Genomic DNA, 18,858 nt, shown 5'->3' with positions numbered 1-18,858 from the left:
AACTAGCCCTTCCTCTCTGCCTTGAACTGCTGCTGAATGGTATCCATATCAATCAACTGCTGCTCACCGGTTTCCATATTTTTAAGCATCACTTTATTCTGCTGCACTTCTTCCTCGCCAATAATGGCGACAAATTTAGCAGGATATTTATTCGCATACTTCATTTGAGCCTTGAGGCTCCGGTTCAGGAAGTCCATATCGCAGGCTATTCCCTCCTGCCTTAGCTGACACAACAGCCGAAAGGCGGGAGCTTGCGCATTCTCTCCTAAGGGGGCAATATATAAGTCAATATCGTTTTTTGCCTGCGGCAGCAGGTTCTGCTTTTCCAGTGCGAGCAGAACGCGCTCCAAACCAATAGCAAAACCGATTCCTGGCGTAGGCTGTCCGCCGCATTCTTCGATCAGACCGTCATACCTGCCTCCACCGCATACAGCGCTTTGCGCCCCAAGCGGGGAATATTGTATTTCAAATGCAGTCTTGGTGTAGTAGTCTAAGCCTCGAACAAGCCGGGGATTTAAGACAAATTCCACATCCGCTGCAGTCAGCAGGTCTTTTAATTGAGAAAAATGCGCCTGACACTCATCGCATAAGCAGTCTACCATTTGCGGAGCTCCTTGTGAAAGAGCTGTACAGGCCTCTTTTTTGCAATCGAGAATTCTCATTGGGTTTCGATCAAAGCGCGACTGACAGTCACCGCACATAGCAGTAACTTTTTCTTTAAGAAATTCTTGCAGCCGGGTTCTGTATACCGGCCGGCATTGAGGGCAGCCGACTGAGTTAATATTCAGCTTTAGCTCATTAAGCCCAAGCTTCCGTAAGAATTGAACAGCTAATACGATAATCTCGGCATCAATTGCCGCTCCCTTTGAGCCGATTGCTTCAACGCCAAATTGATGAAACTGGCGGTACCGTCCAGCCTGGGGACGGTCATAGCGGAACATTGGCCCCATGTAAAACAGCTTTGTCGGCTGCGGTCCTGCATAAAGTTTGTGCTCCAGAAAGGCGCGTACAACAGCTGCTGTGTTTTCAGGACGTAACGTTATGCTGCGCTCGCCTCGATCCGTAAATGTATACATCTCCTTATCGACGATATCGGTAGTTTCCCCAATACCGCGCAGGAACAACTCGGTATGTTCAAACACAGGCGTCCTGATTTCGCTGTAACCATAAGTGCGGCATACAGTATAAGCGGTTTCTTCGATATATTGCCAATGGCCGCTTGTATCGGGCAATATGTCTTTGGTCCCTCGCGGCGCTGTCGTTAACATGTACTTATCTCCTCCTTACCAGCTGCAAAAAGATTATCTAGCAACAACTGCCTGTCTCCAAGATAAATAGGCAGATTGTTCATATACGCCGTTACATCTTTGGCATTATAACATTTTCTTAAGTCAAAGGTACGGCAGTTAACAGCCTTTGTTCCGGCTGCGGGACCGACGCCGATTACAGTTTGGCGTTCCTCCATAATCTGCATATTATAAAGGCATTCTTTACCTGGAAATGAATAACCGACATTTTCCAGGTTGCCGGTCATGTATTTTTGCCTGTATAAATAATACGGCTGCATACCCAGCTGCCGGGCATATGCTGCGGCAATCTCAACCATCCTGCCGGTAACTGTCTCATTAGGTAAGCTGTGCTCACTTAAGCTGGTTTTCAGACGAGATCCCTTTTTGAGAGCCAGCGTATGTATGGTTAGGTTATCAGGCTCCAGTGATGCAATTTTTTCCATAGTATCTATCATATCTTGTTCTGTCTCACCTGGCAAGCCAGCAATAACATCCATATTAATAATTCCGATATTTGCCTGGCGAAATTGGTGAAAAACAGTAACGATATCATCAACAGTATGATTTCTGCCAATCCTATCCAGTGTTTTTTGTTGCATAGTCTGCGGATTTACGCTGACGCGATTGACACCAGCGCTTCGCATTGCGGCAATTTTCCCTGCCGAAATGGAATCAGGCCTGCCTGCCTCTACGGTAAATTCCTTTGTATGTTCATTAATAAAGGTTTGCTTTATGCTTGTCAGCAGCTGAGCAAAATCTGCTTCGGAAAAACTGGTTGGCGTCCCGCCGCCTACATATACGGACATAACCGTAAGCCCATGCTTTTGAATGCTTGCCGCCGCATTAGTCATATCAGTATCCAGGGCTTGTAAAAAAGCATCTACTTGTGATTGTTTGGCTGGCAGCGTAAATCCCGGAAATGAGCAATATAAGCAGCGGGTGGGGCAGAACGGTATACCAATATAAACACCGATGTTCCTGCCTGTTCCTGCCAGCTGCGCTAAAAGAGGTCTCTGTCGAACAGCAATATTGGTCACCAACTGTGCTTTGTCAGCACGAACCCCATAATGGTGGCCAAAAGTATGTATGATCCTCTCTACTGGCTGCTCCTGATCCAGCATCCGATGAGCAAGTTTGGTTGGCCGAACACCGCGCAGTATGCCCCACGGACCGGGATCATACGAAGTAAATTCCTTCATTATTTTGAGCAGGCTAAGACGAATAGATTGCTTGACGGTTGGCTGTGTACCGTTTCCGGCAGCTTGGATATTGCTGTGTTCTGTTTTTGTCAGGGTTTTACCATATTCATTTTGAAACTCAATTTGAGTAACAACTTGATAGGCTGAGCATTCAACAGTTACAGAAAACCGGCCAATTCTGCCTGTTTCAGTTGCCGGGCCAACCATAAATAAGGCCATGACGTCCTGAACATCACGGGAGTATTGCTGATCTCCCGTAAATTGATACTCATTATTCATGTTCGCGTTTTTTCTGGCAATCCTGGCAATAACCGTAGAATTTTACTTGATGATCGACGATTTGAAATTTGCTTTTGCGGGCAATCACCGTTTCCAGAGTCTCCATCAAATCATCTTCAAATTCTTTAACCGTACCACAATCAAGACAAATTAAATGATGATGATGATGAAGTGTATTCGATTCATTAATTTCATAGCGGCTGCGTCCGTCACCAAAATCCATTTTTTGTAATACATCTAATTCACTTAACAGTTCCAGTGTCCGGTATACAGTTGCTAAACCAATCTCAGGAGCTTTCTGCCTGACAATGTGGTAAACATCTTCCGCACTAAGATGTTTTTCTTCATGATCAATAAAGGTTTGTAAAATAATCTGCCGCTGTGGTGTCAGCTTATACTGTTTCTCATGAAATTTTTCTTTTAAATCATTCATATTGATGGACATAAAATCACCTCACCTGCTTTCTCCATAATACCAAAGATGTCGAATAACCACTCGTAACAATGCCGTCACTGGTACTGCCAGCATCATCCCGGCCACGCCATAGATATGCCCGCCGATCAATAAGCTGATCACTACAACTATTGGATGCAGATCAATTGTGTGCCCCATTATATTAGGCACGATCAGGTGGTTCTCTATCTGTTGAATGAGTATATAAAAAACGATAACTTTGACGGCAAGTGCCGGCGATATGATATAAGCTAACAAAATTGCCGGTATAGCGCCAATAACCGGTCCAATAATGGGGATTGTTTCTGTCAGGGTTGCCAGCAGCCCCAGCACTAAAGGGTAATCCACGCCCAATAAGTACATGCCGCTAAAAACCAAAACCCCCATTATAATACTGATGACAATTTGGCCGCGGATGTACCCGCTGATAACATTGCCCATTTCACTTGTTACATTTTGCAGCTGCTGCCGGTACTGTGGAGAAAAAGCATTAATAAAACCCAATTGTAAGGAGCGCCAATCCTTCAATAAGTAATAAATCAGGACAGGCACAACCACCAGTTCAACAGCTTGTGAGGCAAATCCGAAAACGGCATTCAAAATTCGCTTTGCCATTTCAACAGAGAAAGACGCCATATTGGCTACGCCTTGATTTAGTAAGTCTCTCACATTATCCGGCAGTTCCATTGCGGTCGCCTGCTGCTCAATTACCACAATCAGGAATTGAATTCTTCTTACCAGGCCCGGCAAATCAATCACAAACTTATCAAATTCCTGAATAAAAGGAAACACAATGAACAAGGCAACAATAACAATTGCAAAAACGGCAACAACAAACGATAAAAGCACTGCAATCGACCGGGGCATCTGCCTTCTGCCCCAACGAGCAGGGAGTCTAACTAGCAAATCAACAACAGAATTTAATAAAAAGGACAGAATGAGCGCTAAAATGACCGGCAGATAAATGGAGGTAACCTTACTAAGCAGCCAAACTATCATTACAATAATAATAGTTCGCAGCCAAAATGAGGCTGTTTTCAGCACAAGCGTCTACTCCCTTTCACAAATTACTGAATGAAGGGATTCATTTTTCTTTCCCAGCCAATCGTTGTGTCAGGACCATGACCGGGATACACCTTCGTTTCATCCGGAAGCAGCATCAGCCGTTCTTTGATATTCGAGATTAACTGCCGGTACGATCCGCCGGGGAAATCAGTTCTGCCTATCGACTCGGCAAACAAAGTGTCTCCACTAAATAGAACAAGTTCACTTTTTAAACAAATACCACCCGGTGAATGGCCTGGAGTATGAATAACCTCCAGATTAAACTTACCAATTGCAATCGTATCGCCATCTGCCAGTATTTTATCAGCGGGCAGACAAGTTTGCCCCTTGCCGATAAAGCTGGAGAGGTTCTTTTGAGCATTCACCAGCATATCCGCATCATCGCCATGGATATATACGGGCACGCCAGTCGCTTCTTTCACTTTATTATTGGCTAAAATATGATCCGCATGTCCATGAGTATTGATAATGCATACAGGCTCGAGAGCTTCCCGGCCAATAACAGCAATAATTTCCTCAGCATCCCCGCCAGGATCAATGATAGCTGCTTCTTTCGTATCCTCACAATAGGCAATATAGCAATTTGTGCCTAAGCTTCCTACTTCCATACGAATAATTTTCACAAATTCCACTCCCTAGAATAATCGTTTGCTATCTAAAAGCATCGTTACAGGGCCGTCATTTTCCAGCGCAACGATCATTGTCGTTTGAAATTGGCCATTGCTGACAGTCACACCAGCCTCACGGCACGCGCGAATAAAAACTTCATATAATGTCTTTGCTTGCTCCGGTTTGGCGGCACTGTCAAAACTTGGCCGCCGCCCTTTCCGGCAATCACCATACAAAGTAAATTGAGAAACAACCAGTAATTCTCCCTCGCTGTCTTTAAGGGACAAATTCATTTTTCCCGAGTTATCCGGAAAAATTCTTAAGTTTACAATTTTTTCCGCCAAATAGCAGGCATCTTCCTCTGAATCGGTACCAGTGACCCCCAGCAGAACCGTCAGTCCGGGACCGGCAGCTGCAATTATCGTGCCGTCGACAGTGACGCTAGAGCAATTGGTTCGCTGAACAACAGCTCTCATGAAAATCCCCCTGTCCCTTGTGTCAGCCGATGGACGTTAAAGATATCTTTCACACGCCGCATCTTAGTCATAATATACTCTAGCTGCGTAAGATTCTTAATGTCAATACTGATTGTTATCGTTGCAATCTTATTTTTATTCACTTTAGCATTAACAGAATTAATATTGGTCTTGCTTTCCGATGCCACCATCATTATATCAGATAATAAGCCCGGACGGTCAGAACCGGTTACCTCAACTGTAACCTTGTACACATCGTTGGGAGCAATATCCCAATCCACTTCAATCATTCTTTCATATTCAGTCGGATCTGTCGGGATATTAGAGCAGTCAGCCCGATGGACTGATACGCCTCTGCCTCTGGTTATATAGCCGGTAATCACATCCCCGGGAACAGGATTGCAGCACCGCGCAAGCCGTACCAGTAAACCAGCTTCTCCCTTAACTAGTATTCCGTGCCCGGCTTTTCGATTAACGCTTTTCGGCTTTAAATCAGCTAACAACTGTGATAAATCAGGCGGAGTAGTGCTTTTTAATTCTTTTTTATGAGCTTCAATGAGCTTTGCCATAACACCATGCAGTGTTACACCCCCAAAGCCTAAGGCCGCTAATAAATCATCTTCACCACCGGAAATATTCATTTTTTTGGCAATCTCATCCAACCGATCACCTTTGGCCAGTTCTTTCCATTCATAGCCGAGTTTTTTACTTTCCCGTTCAATCGCCTCGCGGCCTTTCGCAATGTTTTCTTCCCGGTTTTCTTTTTTAAACCATTGCCGGATTTTACTGCGAGTCTCGGAAGAACCGACAATATTCAGCCAGTCTCTGCTGGGGCCGCTGCTCTGCTTACTGGTAATAATTTCAACAATATCTCCATTATTCAAACGGTATTCCAACGGGATGATTTTACCGTTTACACGCGCTCCCACGCATCGGTGTCCCACATCCGTATGAATTCGATAAGCAAAATCGATCGGCACAGAACCGGCTGGTAAATCAATTACATCGCCTTTAGGAGTAAAAACAAAAACCTCATCCGTAAACACATCCAGTTTGAGGGCATCCATAAACTCCCGTGGATCTCGCATCTCTTGCTGCCATTCAATCAGGTGCCTCAGCCAGGAAAGTTTTTGATCGAAATCTTTATCGGCACCTTTAGCGCCTTCCTTATACCGCCAATGAGCCGCTATGCCATATTCAGAAATGCGATGCATTTCCCAGGTGCGGATCTGTATCTCCACAGGCTGTCCACGAGTGCCAATCACAGTCGTATGCAGCGATTGGTACATATTTGATTTTGGCATCGCGATATAATCTTTAAAGCGATACGGAAGCGGCTTCCACAAGGTATGGACAATTCCCAGGGCGCCATAGCAATCCTTCACGCTGTCAACTACAACCCGAATAGCATAAAGATCATAAATTTCGCTCAAATCTTTATTGCTCTTCTTCATTTTTTTGTAGATACTGTAAAAATGCTTGGGTCGCCCTTGAATATCGGCCTTAATGCCGAGCTCTTGCAGCTTTTCCGATAAAACATCTACGGCATCATTGATTATTTCTTCCCGTGCCTGCCGTTTTTGTTTCATCTGATCAACGAGATCATAATAATGCTCTGGTTCCAAATAACGAAACGATAAATCCTCAAGTTCCCACTTCATGTTAAAAATCCCTAACCGGTGGGCAAGCGGGGCAAAGATTTCCATAGTTTCCTGAGCAATGCGTTTTTGCTTTTCAGGACTCATATGCTTTAACGTACGCATATTATGAAGCCGGTCAGCCAGTTTAATCAAAACTACACGGATATCTTTTGCCATAGCCAGAAACATTTTCCGATAGTTTTCCAACTGCTGTTCTTCTTTGGACTTATATTCAAAACGGCTTAATTTCGTAACTCCGTCAACCAGCAGAGCGACTTCCTTGCTAAATTGCTTTTCTAAGTCATCAAGCGAAACTGCCGTATCTTCCACTACATCATGCAGCAATGACGCACTGATCGTCAAAGCGTCTATTTGTAAGTCGGCAAGAATTTTAGCAACACCCAAGGGATGACAAATGTACTCCTCACCTGAAGCGCGAAACTGTCCCTTGTGAGCATCAACCGCTAAATTATAAGCTTTTTCAACTAATGCTATTGGAGCATCCGGCTGATAGCCTAGAATTTGTTTGTAGATTTCATCGATTGTCATTGCTGTATTTTCACTGCCCATTCGCGCACCTCAACATTCAAGCATTAATATTGGGCAAGTGATACAATCCGGCAATCAGGGAACATTTCACGGCCCTTTAGATATGTCAATTCAATCAATACGCCAAGACCAACGACTTCGCCGCCCAATTGCTCTACCATCTTAGCCGTGGCCTGAGCTGTACCGCCGGTAGCCAGTAAATCATCCACAATCAGGACTTTTTGCCCAGGCGTAATCGCATCACGATGAACTTCGAGTGCATCTTTCCCGTATTCCAGACTGTACTCATAATGCAGCACTTCTCCGGGCAATTTGCCAGGCTTGCGAATCGGAACAAAACCGGCATTCAGCTTATAAGCTACAGGAGCACCTACGGCAAACCCCCGGGCCTCAGGCCCGACGACAACATCAATCTTCTCATTGGCAAATGCCGCAGCGATATCATCAATGGCCAGCCGAAATGCCTCTTTATCCTGCAGTAAGGTGGTGATATCCTTAAATCGAATACCAGGTGTCGGAAAATCGGGAATAACCCGAATCTTGCTTTTATAATCCATTAATGCCACTCTCCTTATATTTTTCGGGTATTACAGGTCGATTAATCCAGGAAAGCAAATCAGCTGCTGTCGAATTCATAACATCTTCTGCAAAGTTCTGAAAGGTTTCCCTCTCTTGCAAGCCCTCGCAGTAAGTCACGGACTGTTCTATATCCAGTTTATGACCCGGAGCCTGATTAAAGTATATTGTTCTTTTGGAGCCTCTGGTTTCACGCCACAATAGATGCAGCTCCTCCAAAATCCGGATTGATGTTGCAGCAGCAGTTTCATTGGTACAAAAGCCAAACCGTGCATTCACCTTTTCGCTAATCTGGCTATTCGTTAAATCACAGGCTCCTGTGCCTTTGTGCAGGCTTTCCTTTAAAACTACATACACCTTGCCAACTGTGCTGCGATCGGGAGCAATATCATTCAGTATCATTGTATTAAGCCTAATGTCATCCTGCCCAAAAATAAGATGAACAAAACTGCGCTCTCCATCCCGGCCAGCTCTGCCGCATTGCTGATTAAAAGCGGTCTGGTTAAACGGCAGATGATAAAGAACAACGTGGCGAATATCCGGAAAATCAATTCCTTCACCAAATGCACTTGTCGTAACAATTGTTCGCAATTGCCCCATGCGAAACCATTCCTCGACTTTCATTCGCCACTCATTGCTTAACCCTGCGTGGTAAAAGCCGATTTGGTCACTGCATTCCGGCAGCATAGTTCTAAGCCTCTCGGCAATAGTTACGGCCTGCTTACGACTGTTAACATAGATCAACGCTTTATCTTTGCCAGCAAGAAACGGAAGCAGATAGCTGAGTTTATCCGCGGTCCGCCTTTGATCTTCTAACAGAAGATTAGCACGGATTGTTCTATCGATAATGACATCAGTAAGCTGCAATGTGCTCACTATGGCCTCACAAGTATCGTCATCAGCAGTAGCGGTTGCCGCTAAAGCTAACGGGTTTCCCAGTGACTGTTTTAGCTGCCCAAGGCGTTGATAAACCGGTCGTTGACGTTTGCCGCTTAAAGAAATATGATGACTTTCGTCAATCACTAAAAAGCCAATATGCTCTTTTACCTTTTCAAATACCTTCAAGTTTGCTTCCAGAAACTCGGGTGTAGTAAGCAAAATATCAACATTCTGCTTGTTCAAAGCCAGAAACAGCTCGGTCCTTTCATCCGGCGACAAGGTACCATTCCCTTTACGAATAGCGAGTCCCAATCCATCCAGTTTACGGATTAAATTTTGATACTGGTCATTGACCAGCGCTCTGAGGGGATAAACGATAACTGTCATTTTATGCTCTTGCAGGGCCAGAAGTGCAGCATGCGTCTGAAAAATTGCCGATTTTCCTCTGCCGGTTCCCATAATTGCCAAAATACTTTCCCGATTGGCTAAGCGGGACAAAACCTGCTGCTGGCTGCTGTGGTACGAACGGTCACCCAGTAAAGCCCGCTGTACTGCCTGCCGGTCAATAGAAGCTGCCGTACGCTCAACAGGCAAAGCGGCCTCCTGGCGGATAACGACAACATTAACACCATACAATCGCTCTTGTCCGCCGGTTACTGCTGAAACCGCACATTGATACCCCTGTCCTCTGTCAAGTTCAGGAGCCATTTCAGCCGCTAGTTCGGCATTCAAATAACCGATTGTTTGACCATCTTGCCGGTCAAGGCGGATTGCATGCCTGTCATGGCTGTTGTGCGGTTCTCTGACAAGAACCAGCTCATCACCCGGCTGCAAGGTCTTAATTATATTCTGACGGTCTTCGAAGGTAACACCGGCTACTTTTGTAGCAAAGCGCGCTGCCTGTAAAATATTTTTATAGCGGCTCTCACTTAGGCCTTGAGCAAACAATTCGTCAAGCGGAGAACACTTTTTCTCAACTATCTTTAAGTCGTGAGCACGCAATTGAATATTTTTCTTACCCTGCCATTCATTAAACTGAGGAATAAACGCCAGATCAATAAGATCATTGCGCAGGAAAGTATGATTCAAATCTCCCATATCCCAGCCGATAACGTCGACAGAGCTTTGATCGTGGCATACTTTTAATTTTAAATGCCGCCCGTCTTGACCGATTGAACGTATATCGGCCAGCCGGAGCTGGCTGCTGGCAAATACCGGGCTCGGATTTCCCATGCCATGCGGTTCCAGACAAGCCATTTCCTCTAAAAAGGATGCATTCACTTCCTCTAGAGCAATAAGTGAATCTATTTGAATTTTAGGAAAATAATCTTCCTCTTGTAAGTGATTGACCGCAAAAGCAATCAGACACTGTCGCAGCTTATTAATATGTTTCTCCTCGATACTAAGCCCTGCCGCCTGCCGATGTCCACCAAACTGAATTAAATAATCAGCAGCGTCTTTTAAGGCTTCATACATATCAAAACCGGGAATGCTGCGGCAAGAGCCTTTGCCAATGCCATCTTTAAGCGAAATCATGACAACCGGGCGATAATATTTTTCTACCAGACGGGAGGCAACAATGCCAATAACACCTGGATGCCAGTTTTCGCCTGCTAATACCAGCACCTTATCGAGGGGAACTGCAGCTGCTAATTGATCTGCAGCCAGCAAGATTTCCTTTTCCACAAGCTGCCGGGTGATGTTCTCCTGATTCAGCATAGCAGACAGTTCAGCTGCATGTTCTGCGTCATTGGTGATCAGTAATTCTACTCCGGCTGCGGCATGACTGATCCGGCCTGCCGCATTCAGACGCGGTGCAAGGACAAACCCCACTTTGCCGGTATCAACGCGCCCAGTTACTCCGCAAACCTCCTGCAAAGCCTTGAGTCCCGGATTCTCTGTTGCAGCCAGCTGCCTTAAGCCTAGTCTGACAATTGCCCGGTTTTCCCCCACTAAAGGAACAATATCTGCGATCGTTCCAAGTGCAACGATATCCAGGTGCTCCGTAAGCATTGCTTTATCCGGATGATAATGCGCCCATAACGCCTGACAAAGTTTAAAGGCGACGCCTACACCGGCCAGTTGTTTATCCTGATAAAGACAACCAGGCTGCTTCGGATTGAGTATTGCATAAGCGGGAGGGAGTATGTCCGGCGGCTGATGATGATCGGTGATAATAATATCTACCTCATGCTGCACCGCTGTCACTTCTTGTACTGCACTAATGCCGCAGTCAACGGTAATAATCAGCTTTGTCCCCGATTGAGTCAGGGTTTCCAGCGCAGCTGCATTAAGACCGTAGCCTTCACTCTGCCGCTCTGGTATGTAGTACTCCACCTGGGCACCCAAACTGCTAAGAACACGGTACATTAAAGCGCTTGCCGTAATGCCATCGACATCATAATCACCATAAACCGTTATTTTCTGACCTTCAAAAACAGCTTGACTGATACGGTCTACTGCTTTCGCCATATCTTTCAGCTGGTATGGATCTCCAAGCCGCTCTACGCCACTAAACAAAAACTCCCGGGCACTTTCCTCATCAAGAATACCCCGGTTAATTAGAACCTGAGCAACTGTTTTCGAAATTCCCAAACTGCTGCTAAGAAAAAGACTTAACTCCGTCTGCGGTGGAGCCAAGCGCCATAATCGGCCTAATTTGGCCATAGAAGCCTCCATATTGTGGTAATATTATATCGAATGAAGCAAAATTATGCAAATAAGGCTGTTATATTTCTAACTCTGCAATTGAGAGAACAAGAATCTTGCATAACTTACAAGTAATTCTCTTCACTTTTGCAATAATCCTCTAAAAAAAAAGAAAAAGCCGGAATCACTTGCCATTAATTCTACGTTCGGCCCACGTAGCTTTAACAAGTGCCTGCTTTTCTAATTCTTCAAGAATATATGCTCTGCCACCGGCAGCTTTTGATAGTTCTTCCAAATATCCGCGATGCGGCTTTAATCCGATGCAAGTAAAAGCATAGCCGCTATCTTTTATTTTTGCTGCTGCCGTCAGCGCATCGGCCAGAGGATCTCTTGTCTTATCCGGCAGTGTCGGTACGCCATCCGTAATTAATACAATCAGAGGATTGACTGCACGGGCTTCCTGCAAATAGGACAGGGTTTGATTCAGCCCTAATGCCAGCGGTGTCGAACCAATAGAATTGATCCGGCTCAAACACTCTTCGGCCAGTTGGTAATTTCTGGTTAGCGGCACCTGGATGATCGCTTTGTCTTCTTGAAAAGTAACCACACTAATCCGGTCATTCGAAGCAAGAAACAAGTGCCGGGCTAAAAACTTGGCAGCTTTAATGCGCATGCCTGCCATACTGGCACTGGCATCAACCAGGAGGCAAAAATCTGTTTTATTCCTGCGGTAACGTAATTGCTGCTGGATATCACGGCACGTTATACGGAAATCGTTATTTTCTAATATGGATCGTCCCGCAGCAGCATGGACTGTTTCAGCTATCGCTAATTCTCCGGCTATATTGCCGGACAGCCAGCTTTCCGTCCGGCTGCTGCCGGTTCCGGAGGAGCCGCTCTTTTTAAGAAGTGTCAGACTTTTTCCACTGACTTCGCTTGCCGGCTTTATCAGGCGGATGGAACGACGGATATAGGCATCAATATCCGTCATATTCAGCTTTAAATACTCTTTTAACGCTTGTCCATACTCCGTCAATTTGATTTGTGAACGGTTGGTTTCAACTACTCCCATACCAACCATTCGTTCCAGGGTGTCACTTCCATTACCGCGGTCGTTCAATTCTTTCAATAATTTACTGTGCTTCATCCCCTGGTCAATATCATCAAAAACCTTTTGCAAGTCTCTTGGTGAATCAAATTGCTCAGTTAATTCCTCCGTATCCTGAAGCAGCTGATGTTCCTTAACAATTGGCGACATCTCCTTGCAGTTTTTTTCCTGCAGAAAAGAATCGGACTGATGATCGGCATAAGGTGACATATCACTTTTACCGCCGCCGCTTCGGATATGAACAATTCTTTCATTACGCCTCAACTCTAAAGAAGTGGTGAGGATTGTCTTTTCAATGGAATTAACTAAATAAAACAGACATGCAATATGTTCACGTGGAATAAGTGTCGCAACGTGCACATGATTTTCATGGGCTTTCTTAAGCGAAAGTTTTGTTCCCCTGTTTAAATCTCCGGTCACTCTTCCACCGCCTGTTCCGGTTTGGATGTCAATATGGTGGGGATTTACACCCTGCTCCCTGTTGGAAAAGATAAGGATATGCTGCATAGAATAATGCAGGTTGTACAGTTCTACAGCCTGCTTTACCGCTGCCGCCACTTGCCGGTGATCAACTAGACCTGTCTCGTGAAAAATATCCAGATGAAATATTTTTCCTTGGTCAGTGCGGTGATAAAATGTTTGCCCGGCATCTGCATCCTGCACAATTTGAATTTCTTCAACCTGCTCAGGATGATAAGTGTGCATTTTCTGGCTGATAACAGTGCTTTGCCCGATACGAACTCCACGCTGTTTATCTATGGCATTACTAATTTGTTTTGCCGGATGAGTAAGGCGGAGTAAAATTTGATTATCATAATCCAGCTCCCACTCAACCACGATTTTCATCCTCACTGATGAATTTGTCTACAGGCAGCTTCGCTAAAGGCGTTGCTTTAGCTCGTGGGGCATGAATAGTCATCTGCAGCGGATCCGCTGTCTGCTGCTGAGGACTGCTGCCACGTCCGCCGCTCGAACCACCGCCGGTACCGGCCTGCGAATTCTTGGGCTGCGTCTCAGGCGCTTTATTTGTTGATGCCCGTTTTTTGAGGTTTTCCCATAAACTACGCCACCAGGACAACTGTTCCGGGTTAGAACCGCTTTGCTGCTTGCCAATAGCAGCCGGCGTTGGTACTACCTCGTTTGCCTGTTGTGATACTGGAAGCACCGGATGATTTAAATGCGTTAAATATTTCAGAATATTGGTTACCGTGGCATGATCGACACGGTGCCCCAGCGTGAGCGGCACTACCTGGATGATCTCATCCAGCGTGACCTGCGGTTTTCCACCACGTACTGCCTGCAAGGCGGCTGCCATTTCCATAGCTTGTACTGCGCGCAGACTTTCCAAGCTAAAATCCACGTAAATAGAAGCTAATACATTTCGGATTTCTTTGCTGACGGAAATTTTCTCCAGCCCTACAGGAATGGAAAAGGCCGGATAGTCGCTTGGGGTTATATCACTTTTGCACCGGTTTTCCAGTATCGAGTGAACAGCTAAATAATCATTAGGTCGTCCCATCGTCACCAATGCATCGAAGCGGTCGGATAGTTGACGACGAACTTGTGCTAAAGCTCCCGGGTCTTCATCCGGATTTGACGCCGCCCATACAGTAACCGCCAACGGCAGTTCAACTGCAGGCATACCCGTTTCTTCAATCTGAATACGGCCGGGTTTTGTCCCCATAACATCCAGCAAAACGTCAGCTAACTCCGGTGACGTATCAGCGAGCCTGTTAATTTCATCAACAAAAATGATTCCGCGATGAGCCTGTACAATTGTACCGGGCAGAATCGAAGCAGCTGGTGACATTTTGTCAGTCAATTTAGCTAAATCAATCGTGCCTACCACCGTGCCGATTTTGGCTGACTGTGATATTTCTAAAAAAGGACACGGTATTGTTTCAGAGCCAATTTCCTGAATTTCTTGTGCTGACAGGCACCGGTGCTCAGGACAATGCGGTTTAGCCGGATCACAATTATACAAACAATTTTTTATGCGCACAATAGGCGGTAAAATATCTTTCACAGCCCGCATAATAGTGGTTTTGCCAGTCCCCCGCAGTCCTTCTACATGAAGGTGAAAAGGCTGTCCTTCCGCTAATGCTGACAATGATAATTCTACGGCCTGAAATAAGTCGCCATTTCCGTTGTGTCTTACAAGTTCAAAATATGAAGGCAATCGTAATCCCTCCCCACCCCGTTTTTCTTATTTTGCCCATTGCGTAACCTGCCATACGAAAATGACGCAGCGCAATATTTATTTTGTCTGTTAAAAAACATAGACTGTTATTAAAGCAACCATAATTACCGCACAGATAAAACGCAGCATAGCAGCTATTGCCAGGAAGTAAATGACGCGACCTACTGTACTCCAGCGGGGGATGAAGGCTTTACCAACAATTACCTCCCAAATAATAATTCCTAAAACAGGCCCCAGCAGCGCATCGGCCGCAATGATTCCCGCAATATTTCCTGCCGATGCGTTAACACAAAACAGCCGTGAAAGCTGATACCGGTTTGTCAAATACGTACGCAGCCATCGCCCGCCTATTTCTGCCGTCAAGGTCAAAATGAAAAGCAAAGCGATAAGCCAAGGCTGAAATGTGGTAAACCCGGTCAATCCCCCATATAACAAAGCCCCGCAGAATATGATGAACGTTCCCGGCACCCTTGGTATTAGTGTACCGACCACCCCTATGAGCATAATAACAGCGACAATAAGCTTCACGATACTTTATCCTTTCAGCGAATATAGTATCATTATTACTTGTTTGTTCGTCGTTTATGTAAAAACCATGCCGTGTAAATCAAAAAGCCTATTGTAATGAGACCAGCCCAGCTCAGTACCAACAGCAAGGTATGAAAATTCACTAAACTACTGATATATACAGCCGCTATGGAAAGGCCGAGCGACGGCCAAGTCGGTAAATTTGCCATTAAGCTAATCTGCCGGGCATTTACAATCATGGCAGGCACCATTGTATTCATAAATGTGCATAATAGAATAATATTAAATAAATAAAAACCAATTGTTCCCAAAGACTTCTGCACTACCTGGGATAGCGCCAGCGGTCCGGCCGCACCGGCAAATACCACCAGATGTGCCACACCAATCGTAAACAACCCCTCCACTACTTTGGATAATACCGCTAAATAAACTGCCTTTTCTCCCTTTTTGGATAAGATCGCCGCCGCCTCAACTACGAGAATCGAGCGCATACCGCCCGAATTATAGCCAATTAAGGCAAAAACCAGCGGCCAGTTAATCGCTCCCACATCAAAAAAACGCTGGGTAATGGTAAATTCCTGCTGAAAAAACAAAATGCCCACAATAGGCAGTAAAAATAACGCCAGATAGTTGGATAATTTCAGAAATTCGAATCCATAACCCGCCGCAATCAAGGAAAAAAACAATAAGCAAATCAGACCGGCCGCTAAGTGAGGTATCCCCGTGAGTGCGTGCAATACCCAGCCGGCAAAATAACAGCCCGTAATCGCGCTAGCCGGAATACAGGTAGCTAGGATAATTGCCGCCAAGGTGTTTTTACCAGTGCTGCCAAAGTGTTTCTTTACCACAATAATCAGTTCCTGACCGGTTTGTACGCCAATCCAGGATGAAATGCCGGTAATCAAAGAGCCCAGCAAAACATAGGCCACAATAATCGTGCTGTAAATATCCGTTCCAATTACTGAAGCCATATCGGGAACAACTGCAACATTATCCCCGGCAATCTGTACGATTGCCAACGAAATAGCTGGTAATAGCATCCACATTGTTTTCACCGCCCTTGTTGCTATCATCATATTACACAGAGCGGATAATGGTGAATAAGCGCAGCTTAATCCGGCAAATTGGCATAAAAAAACTGTGCAGCCACTTTTAAAGTGAAATGCACAGTTTTTTGCTTATTTGGCGCCTTTAGGCCGCAGTTCAGCCCTGCGGCGGTCGTCATATTCCTTCCAGGTTACCCATATGGGGCTGGCATTAAATATGGATGAATAAGCACCGCTGATGAAGCCAATTAACATGGCAAGCGAGAAATTCTTCGTTGTTTCGCCGCCAAAAAAATGTAGCGATGCACACGCAAACAACACCGTCAATAAGGTGTAAATGGAGCGGGTAATCGTTTGCCCAATGCTGCGATTAACAAGATCTTCATAGGACTCGCTCTTACGATGACTGCGCAAATTTTCCCGGATACGGTCAAATATTACAACTGCCTCATTCATCGAATAGCCAATAACAGTTAAAATTGCGGCAATAAAAGAGGAATCCAGTTCCAGTTGGAAGATGGAAAATACCCCCAAGACCACAAATACATCATGCAAAATAGCTAAAATAGCCGATATGGCGATTTTGTACTCAAAGCGATACGAAATGTAAGCACACAAAAGCAGGCAGGCAACTGACAGGTTCAATAAAGCCTGACGGGTAAGCTCAGAGCCGACAACCGCTCCGACCTTCTCAACACGCTGTACCTCAAAGGCACCCAGTCTATCGGTCATTCCGGCAAATAAAGCTTTACTTTCATCATTTGACAGAAAATGGGTGCGCAGAAAAACATATTGTGATGCATCCGTTTTCGCCGTTCCCGCCAGCTGAATAGTACTATTCTCCAAATGGAAATCTTTTAATGACTCCCGAACTTCGGCAACAGTCACTTCCCTGCTGAACTTCAAATCAACAATCGTTCCACCGGTAAAGTCAATACCCAAATTAAAGCCTTGGAGGGCCATGGAAATAAGTCCCGGGATTAGGATAATTCCGGAAAGCAGGAACCACCAATACCGTCTTCCGATAATATTCAGCTTCATGTTCATCACCCCTTACGCACCAAAAAATTTACTGTTTTTAACCACATTGGCATGGATCAGCATCCGCAGTAAAGAACGGCTGACGGTAATAGCCGTAAACATGCTGATAACAACACCAAGTCCAAGTGTGACAGCAAATCCTTTGATCGGGCCTGAACCTAAGAGGAATAATACCGCTGCTGTAATCATAACCGATACGTTAGCATCCAAGATCGTGCCAAAGGCACGGTGAAAACCGGCATCCATTGCTGCACGCAATGTTTTTCCAGAACGAAATTCTTCTTTAAAGCGTTCAAATATCAGTACATTGGCATCAACAGCAACACCCATCGATAGAATAATCCCGGCAATGCCCGGCAATGTGAGCGTCGCCTCCAGGCCCTTCAAAACGCCTAACAGCAGCAATACATAAACCAGTAAAGCAACGTTGGCAACCACGCCTGATAAACGATAAAACAGCAGCATAAAAACTACAATAGCTAGAACGCCTATCGTAAATGCTTTGATACTTTTATCTTTTGAGTCTTGTCCAAGTGTAGGACCGACAGTACGGGTTTCCATTACCTCAACTTTGACAGGTAAAGCACCTGAGCGGAGTAAAATAGCCAGCCGCTGTGCTTCTTCCAGTGTGCGGCTGCCGGTTATCACAGCTTTACCACCCGGAATTGCCTCTTGAACGGAAGGGTTAGTCAATACTTGTTTGTCCAACAAAATAGCAATCCGTTTACCAATATTTTGCGCGGTTAAATCAGCAAACTTTTTCGCTCCTTCATCGGTAAATTCAATGGCAACAAGATTTTGTTTTCCCTGATCAATCTGTGACCGGGCATCTTTCAGATCTTTTCCCGTTAAAACAGTCACGCCGCTTTCGTTCTGAAACTCAAGCATTGCTGTTTTCCCGATCAATTCAATTGCTCTTTCCGGATCTTTTACACCCGGAAGTTCTACAATAATCCGCCGTTCTCCTTGGCGTTGGACAATTGGTTCTGTAAGCCCCAGCTCATTAATGCGCCGTTCAATAATTTTAATAACCCGTTGGACGGCATCGTCGTCTACTTTCGCTTCCGGTGTATCAACCGCTTCCAATACAACATGGGTCCCTCCCTGTAAATCAAGACCTTGTTTAATGGACATGGCAAGCGGCGAAATGTAGTAACCAAAAACGACAAGAATAGCTAATACAATGCCGAGAAATTTCGTTAAATTTCCCCACCTCAAACCGTTCTCCCCCAATCATCGTGTTCTACAACAAACCAATTATAGCCAGAAAG

The 18,858-nt window shown here is 45.2% G+C and carries 15 protein-coding genes; all 15 read right to left on the bottom strand.

Going from position 1 to position 18,858, the window contains the following annotated elements; genetic code table 11:
• Positions 1–2: 2 nt before the first annotated feature.
• The 15 genes from hisS to secD all read right to left on the bottom strand — a co-directional run bounded on the left by hisS (position 3) and on the right by secD (position 18,805).
• Positions 3–1,268: a histidine--tRNA ligase gene (gene hisS / locus EV210_RS15080; protein WP_132082179.1), complete on the bottom strand. Its 1,266-nt coding sequence runs from the start codon at positions 1,266–1,268 to the stop codon at positions 3–5.
• Positions 1,262–2,767 (bottom strand): coproporphyrinogen dehydrogenase HemZ, encoded by a 1,506-nt coding sequence (hemZ, locus tag EV210_RS15075; protein WP_243650572.1) that lies wholly within the window; start codon positions 2,765–2,767, stop codon positions 1,262–1,264. Before hemZ ends, hisS begins: the two co-directional genes overlap by 7 nt.
• Positions 2,760–3,212 (bottom strand): Fur family transcriptional regulator, encoded by a 453-nt coding sequence (locus EV210_RS15070; RefSeq protein ID WP_132082178.1) that lies wholly within the window; start codon positions 3,210–3,212, stop codon positions 2,760–2,762. The genes hemZ and EV210_RS15070 overlap by 8 nt, the downstream gene beginning before the upstream one ends.
• Before the next feature lie 9 nt (positions 3,213–3,221).
• Positions 3,222–4,265: an AI-2E family transporter gene (locus EV210_RS15065; RefSeq protein WP_243650571.1), complete on the bottom strand. Its 1,044-nt coding sequence runs from the start codon at positions 4,263–4,265 to the stop codon at positions 3,222–3,224.
• Between the two features lie 23 nt (positions 4,266–4,288).
• Positions 4,289–4,909: an MBL fold metallo-hydrolase gene (locus EV210_RS15060; RefSeq protein ID WP_132082177.1), complete on the bottom strand. Its 621-nt coding sequence runs from the start codon at positions 4,907–4,909 to the stop codon at positions 4,289–4,291.
• Between the two features lie 12 nt (positions 4,910–4,921).
• Entirely contained in the window at positions 4,922–5,371 is a 450-nt protein-coding gene (gene dtd, locus EV210_RS15055; RefSeq protein WP_132082176.1) for a D-aminoacyl-tRNA deacylase, read from the bottom strand.
• Entirely contained in the window at positions 5,368–7,581 is a 2,214-nt protein-coding gene (locus EV210_RS15050) for a RelA/SpoT family protein (RefSeq protein ID WP_132082175.1), read from the bottom strand. The genes dtd and EV210_RS15050 overlap by 4 nt, the downstream gene beginning before the upstream one ends.
• 23 nt (positions 7,582–7,604) lie before the next feature.
• Positions 7,605–8,117, bottom strand: coding sequence for an adenine phosphoribosyltransferase (locus tag EV210_RS15045; RefSeq protein WP_132082174.1), 513 nt, complete (start codon positions 8,115–8,117; stop codon positions 7,605–7,607).
• Positions 8,107–11,682 carry a single-stranded-DNA-specific exonuclease RecJ gene (recJ, locus tag EV210_RS15040; protein WP_132082173.1) on the bottom strand — a complete coding sequence of 1,192 codons (3,576 nt, stop codon included), beginning with the start codon at positions 11,680–11,682 and terminating at the stop codon, positions 8,107–8,109. The genes EV210_RS15045 and recJ overlap by 11 nt, the downstream gene beginning before the upstream one ends.
• A gap of 166 nt (positions 11,683–11,848) precedes the next feature.
• Positions 11,849–13,609, bottom strand: coding sequence for a vWA domain-containing protein (locus EV210_RS15035; RefSeq protein WP_243650570.1), 1,761 nt, complete (start codon positions 13,607–13,609; stop codon positions 11,849–11,851).
• Entirely contained in the window at positions 13,602–14,951 is a 1,350-nt protein-coding gene (locus EV210_RS15030; RefSeq protein ID WP_132082171.1) for a magnesium chelatase ATPase subunit I, read from the bottom strand. The genes EV210_RS15035 and EV210_RS15030 overlap by 8 nt, the downstream gene beginning before the upstream one ends.
• Before the next feature lie 90 nt (positions 14,952–15,041).
• Positions 15,042–15,500: a DUF456 family protein gene (locus EV210_RS15025; protein ID WP_132082170.1), complete on the bottom strand. Its 459-nt coding sequence runs from the start codon at positions 15,498–15,500 to the stop codon at positions 15,042–15,044.
• A 35-nt stretch (positions 15,501–15,535) separates the two neighbouring features.
• Positions 15,536–16,546, bottom strand: a complete 1,011-nt coding sequence (locus tag EV210_RS15020) for a hypothetical protein (RefSeq protein ID WP_132082169.1) — start codon at positions 16,544–16,546, stop codon at positions 15,536–15,538.
• Between the two features lie 132 nt (positions 16,547–16,678).
• Positions 16,679–17,587 carry a protein translocase subunit SecF gene (secF, locus tag EV210_RS15015; protein ID WP_132082168.1) on the bottom strand — a complete coding sequence of 303 codons (909 nt, stop codon included), beginning with the start codon at positions 17,585–17,587 and terminating at the stop codon, positions 16,679–16,681.
• Positions 17,588–17,599: 12 nt separating this feature from the next.
• Positions 17,600–18,805 carry a protein translocase subunit SecD gene (gene secD / locus EV210_RS15010; protein ID WP_132082167.1) on the bottom strand — a complete coding sequence of 402 codons (1,206 nt, stop codon included), beginning with the start codon at positions 18,803–18,805 and terminating at the stop codon, positions 17,600–17,602.
• Between the last annotated feature and the right edge of the window lie 53 nt (positions 18,806–18,858).

It is taken from the genome of Anaerospora hongkongensis (assembly GCF_004339805.1).
Classification (GTDB): domain Bacteria; phylum Bacillota; class Negativicutes; order Sporomusales; family DSM-15969; genus Anaerospora; species Anaerospora hongkongensis.
Note: the sequence above shows the minus strand (reverse complement) of the source record. Positions and strands in the feature narration are given on the sequence as shown.

Bases quoted from the DNA above. Each gene is read 5' to 3' on its own strand.
- hisS (WP_132082179.1), bottom strand. From the start codon at position 1,268: ATGTTAACGACAGCGCCGCGAGGGACCAAAGACATATTGCCCGATACA.
- hemZ (WP_243650572.1), bottom strand. From the start codon at position 2,767: ATGAATAATGAGTATCAATTTACGGGAGATCAGCAATACTCCCGTGAT.
- EV210_RS15070 (WP_132082178.1), bottom strand. From the start codon at position 3,212: ATGTCCATCAATATGAATGATTTAAAAGAAAAATTTCATGAGAAACAG.
- dtd (WP_132082176.1), bottom strand. From the start codon at position 5,371: ATGAGAGCTGTTGTTCAGCGAACCAATTGCTCTAGCGTCACTGTCGAC.
- EV210_RS15050 (WP_132082175.1), bottom strand. From the start codon at position 7,581: ATGGGCAGTGAAAATACAGCAATGACAATCGATGAAATCTACAAACAA.
- EV210_RS15045 (WP_132082174.1), bottom strand. From the start codon at position 8,117: ATGGATTATAAAAGCAAGATTCGGGTTATTCCCGATTTTCCGACACCT.
- recJ (WP_132082173.1), bottom strand. From the start codon at position 11,682: ATGGCCAAATTAGGCCGATTATGGCGCTTGGCTCCACCGCAGACGGAG.
- EV210_RS15020 (WP_132082169.1), bottom strand. From the start codon at position 16,546: ATGTGGATGCTATTACCAGCTATTTCGTTGGCAATCGTACAGATTGCC.
- secF (WP_132082168.1), bottom strand. From the start codon at position 17,587: ATGAAGCTGAATATTATCGGAAGACGGTATTGGTGGTTCCTGCTTTCC.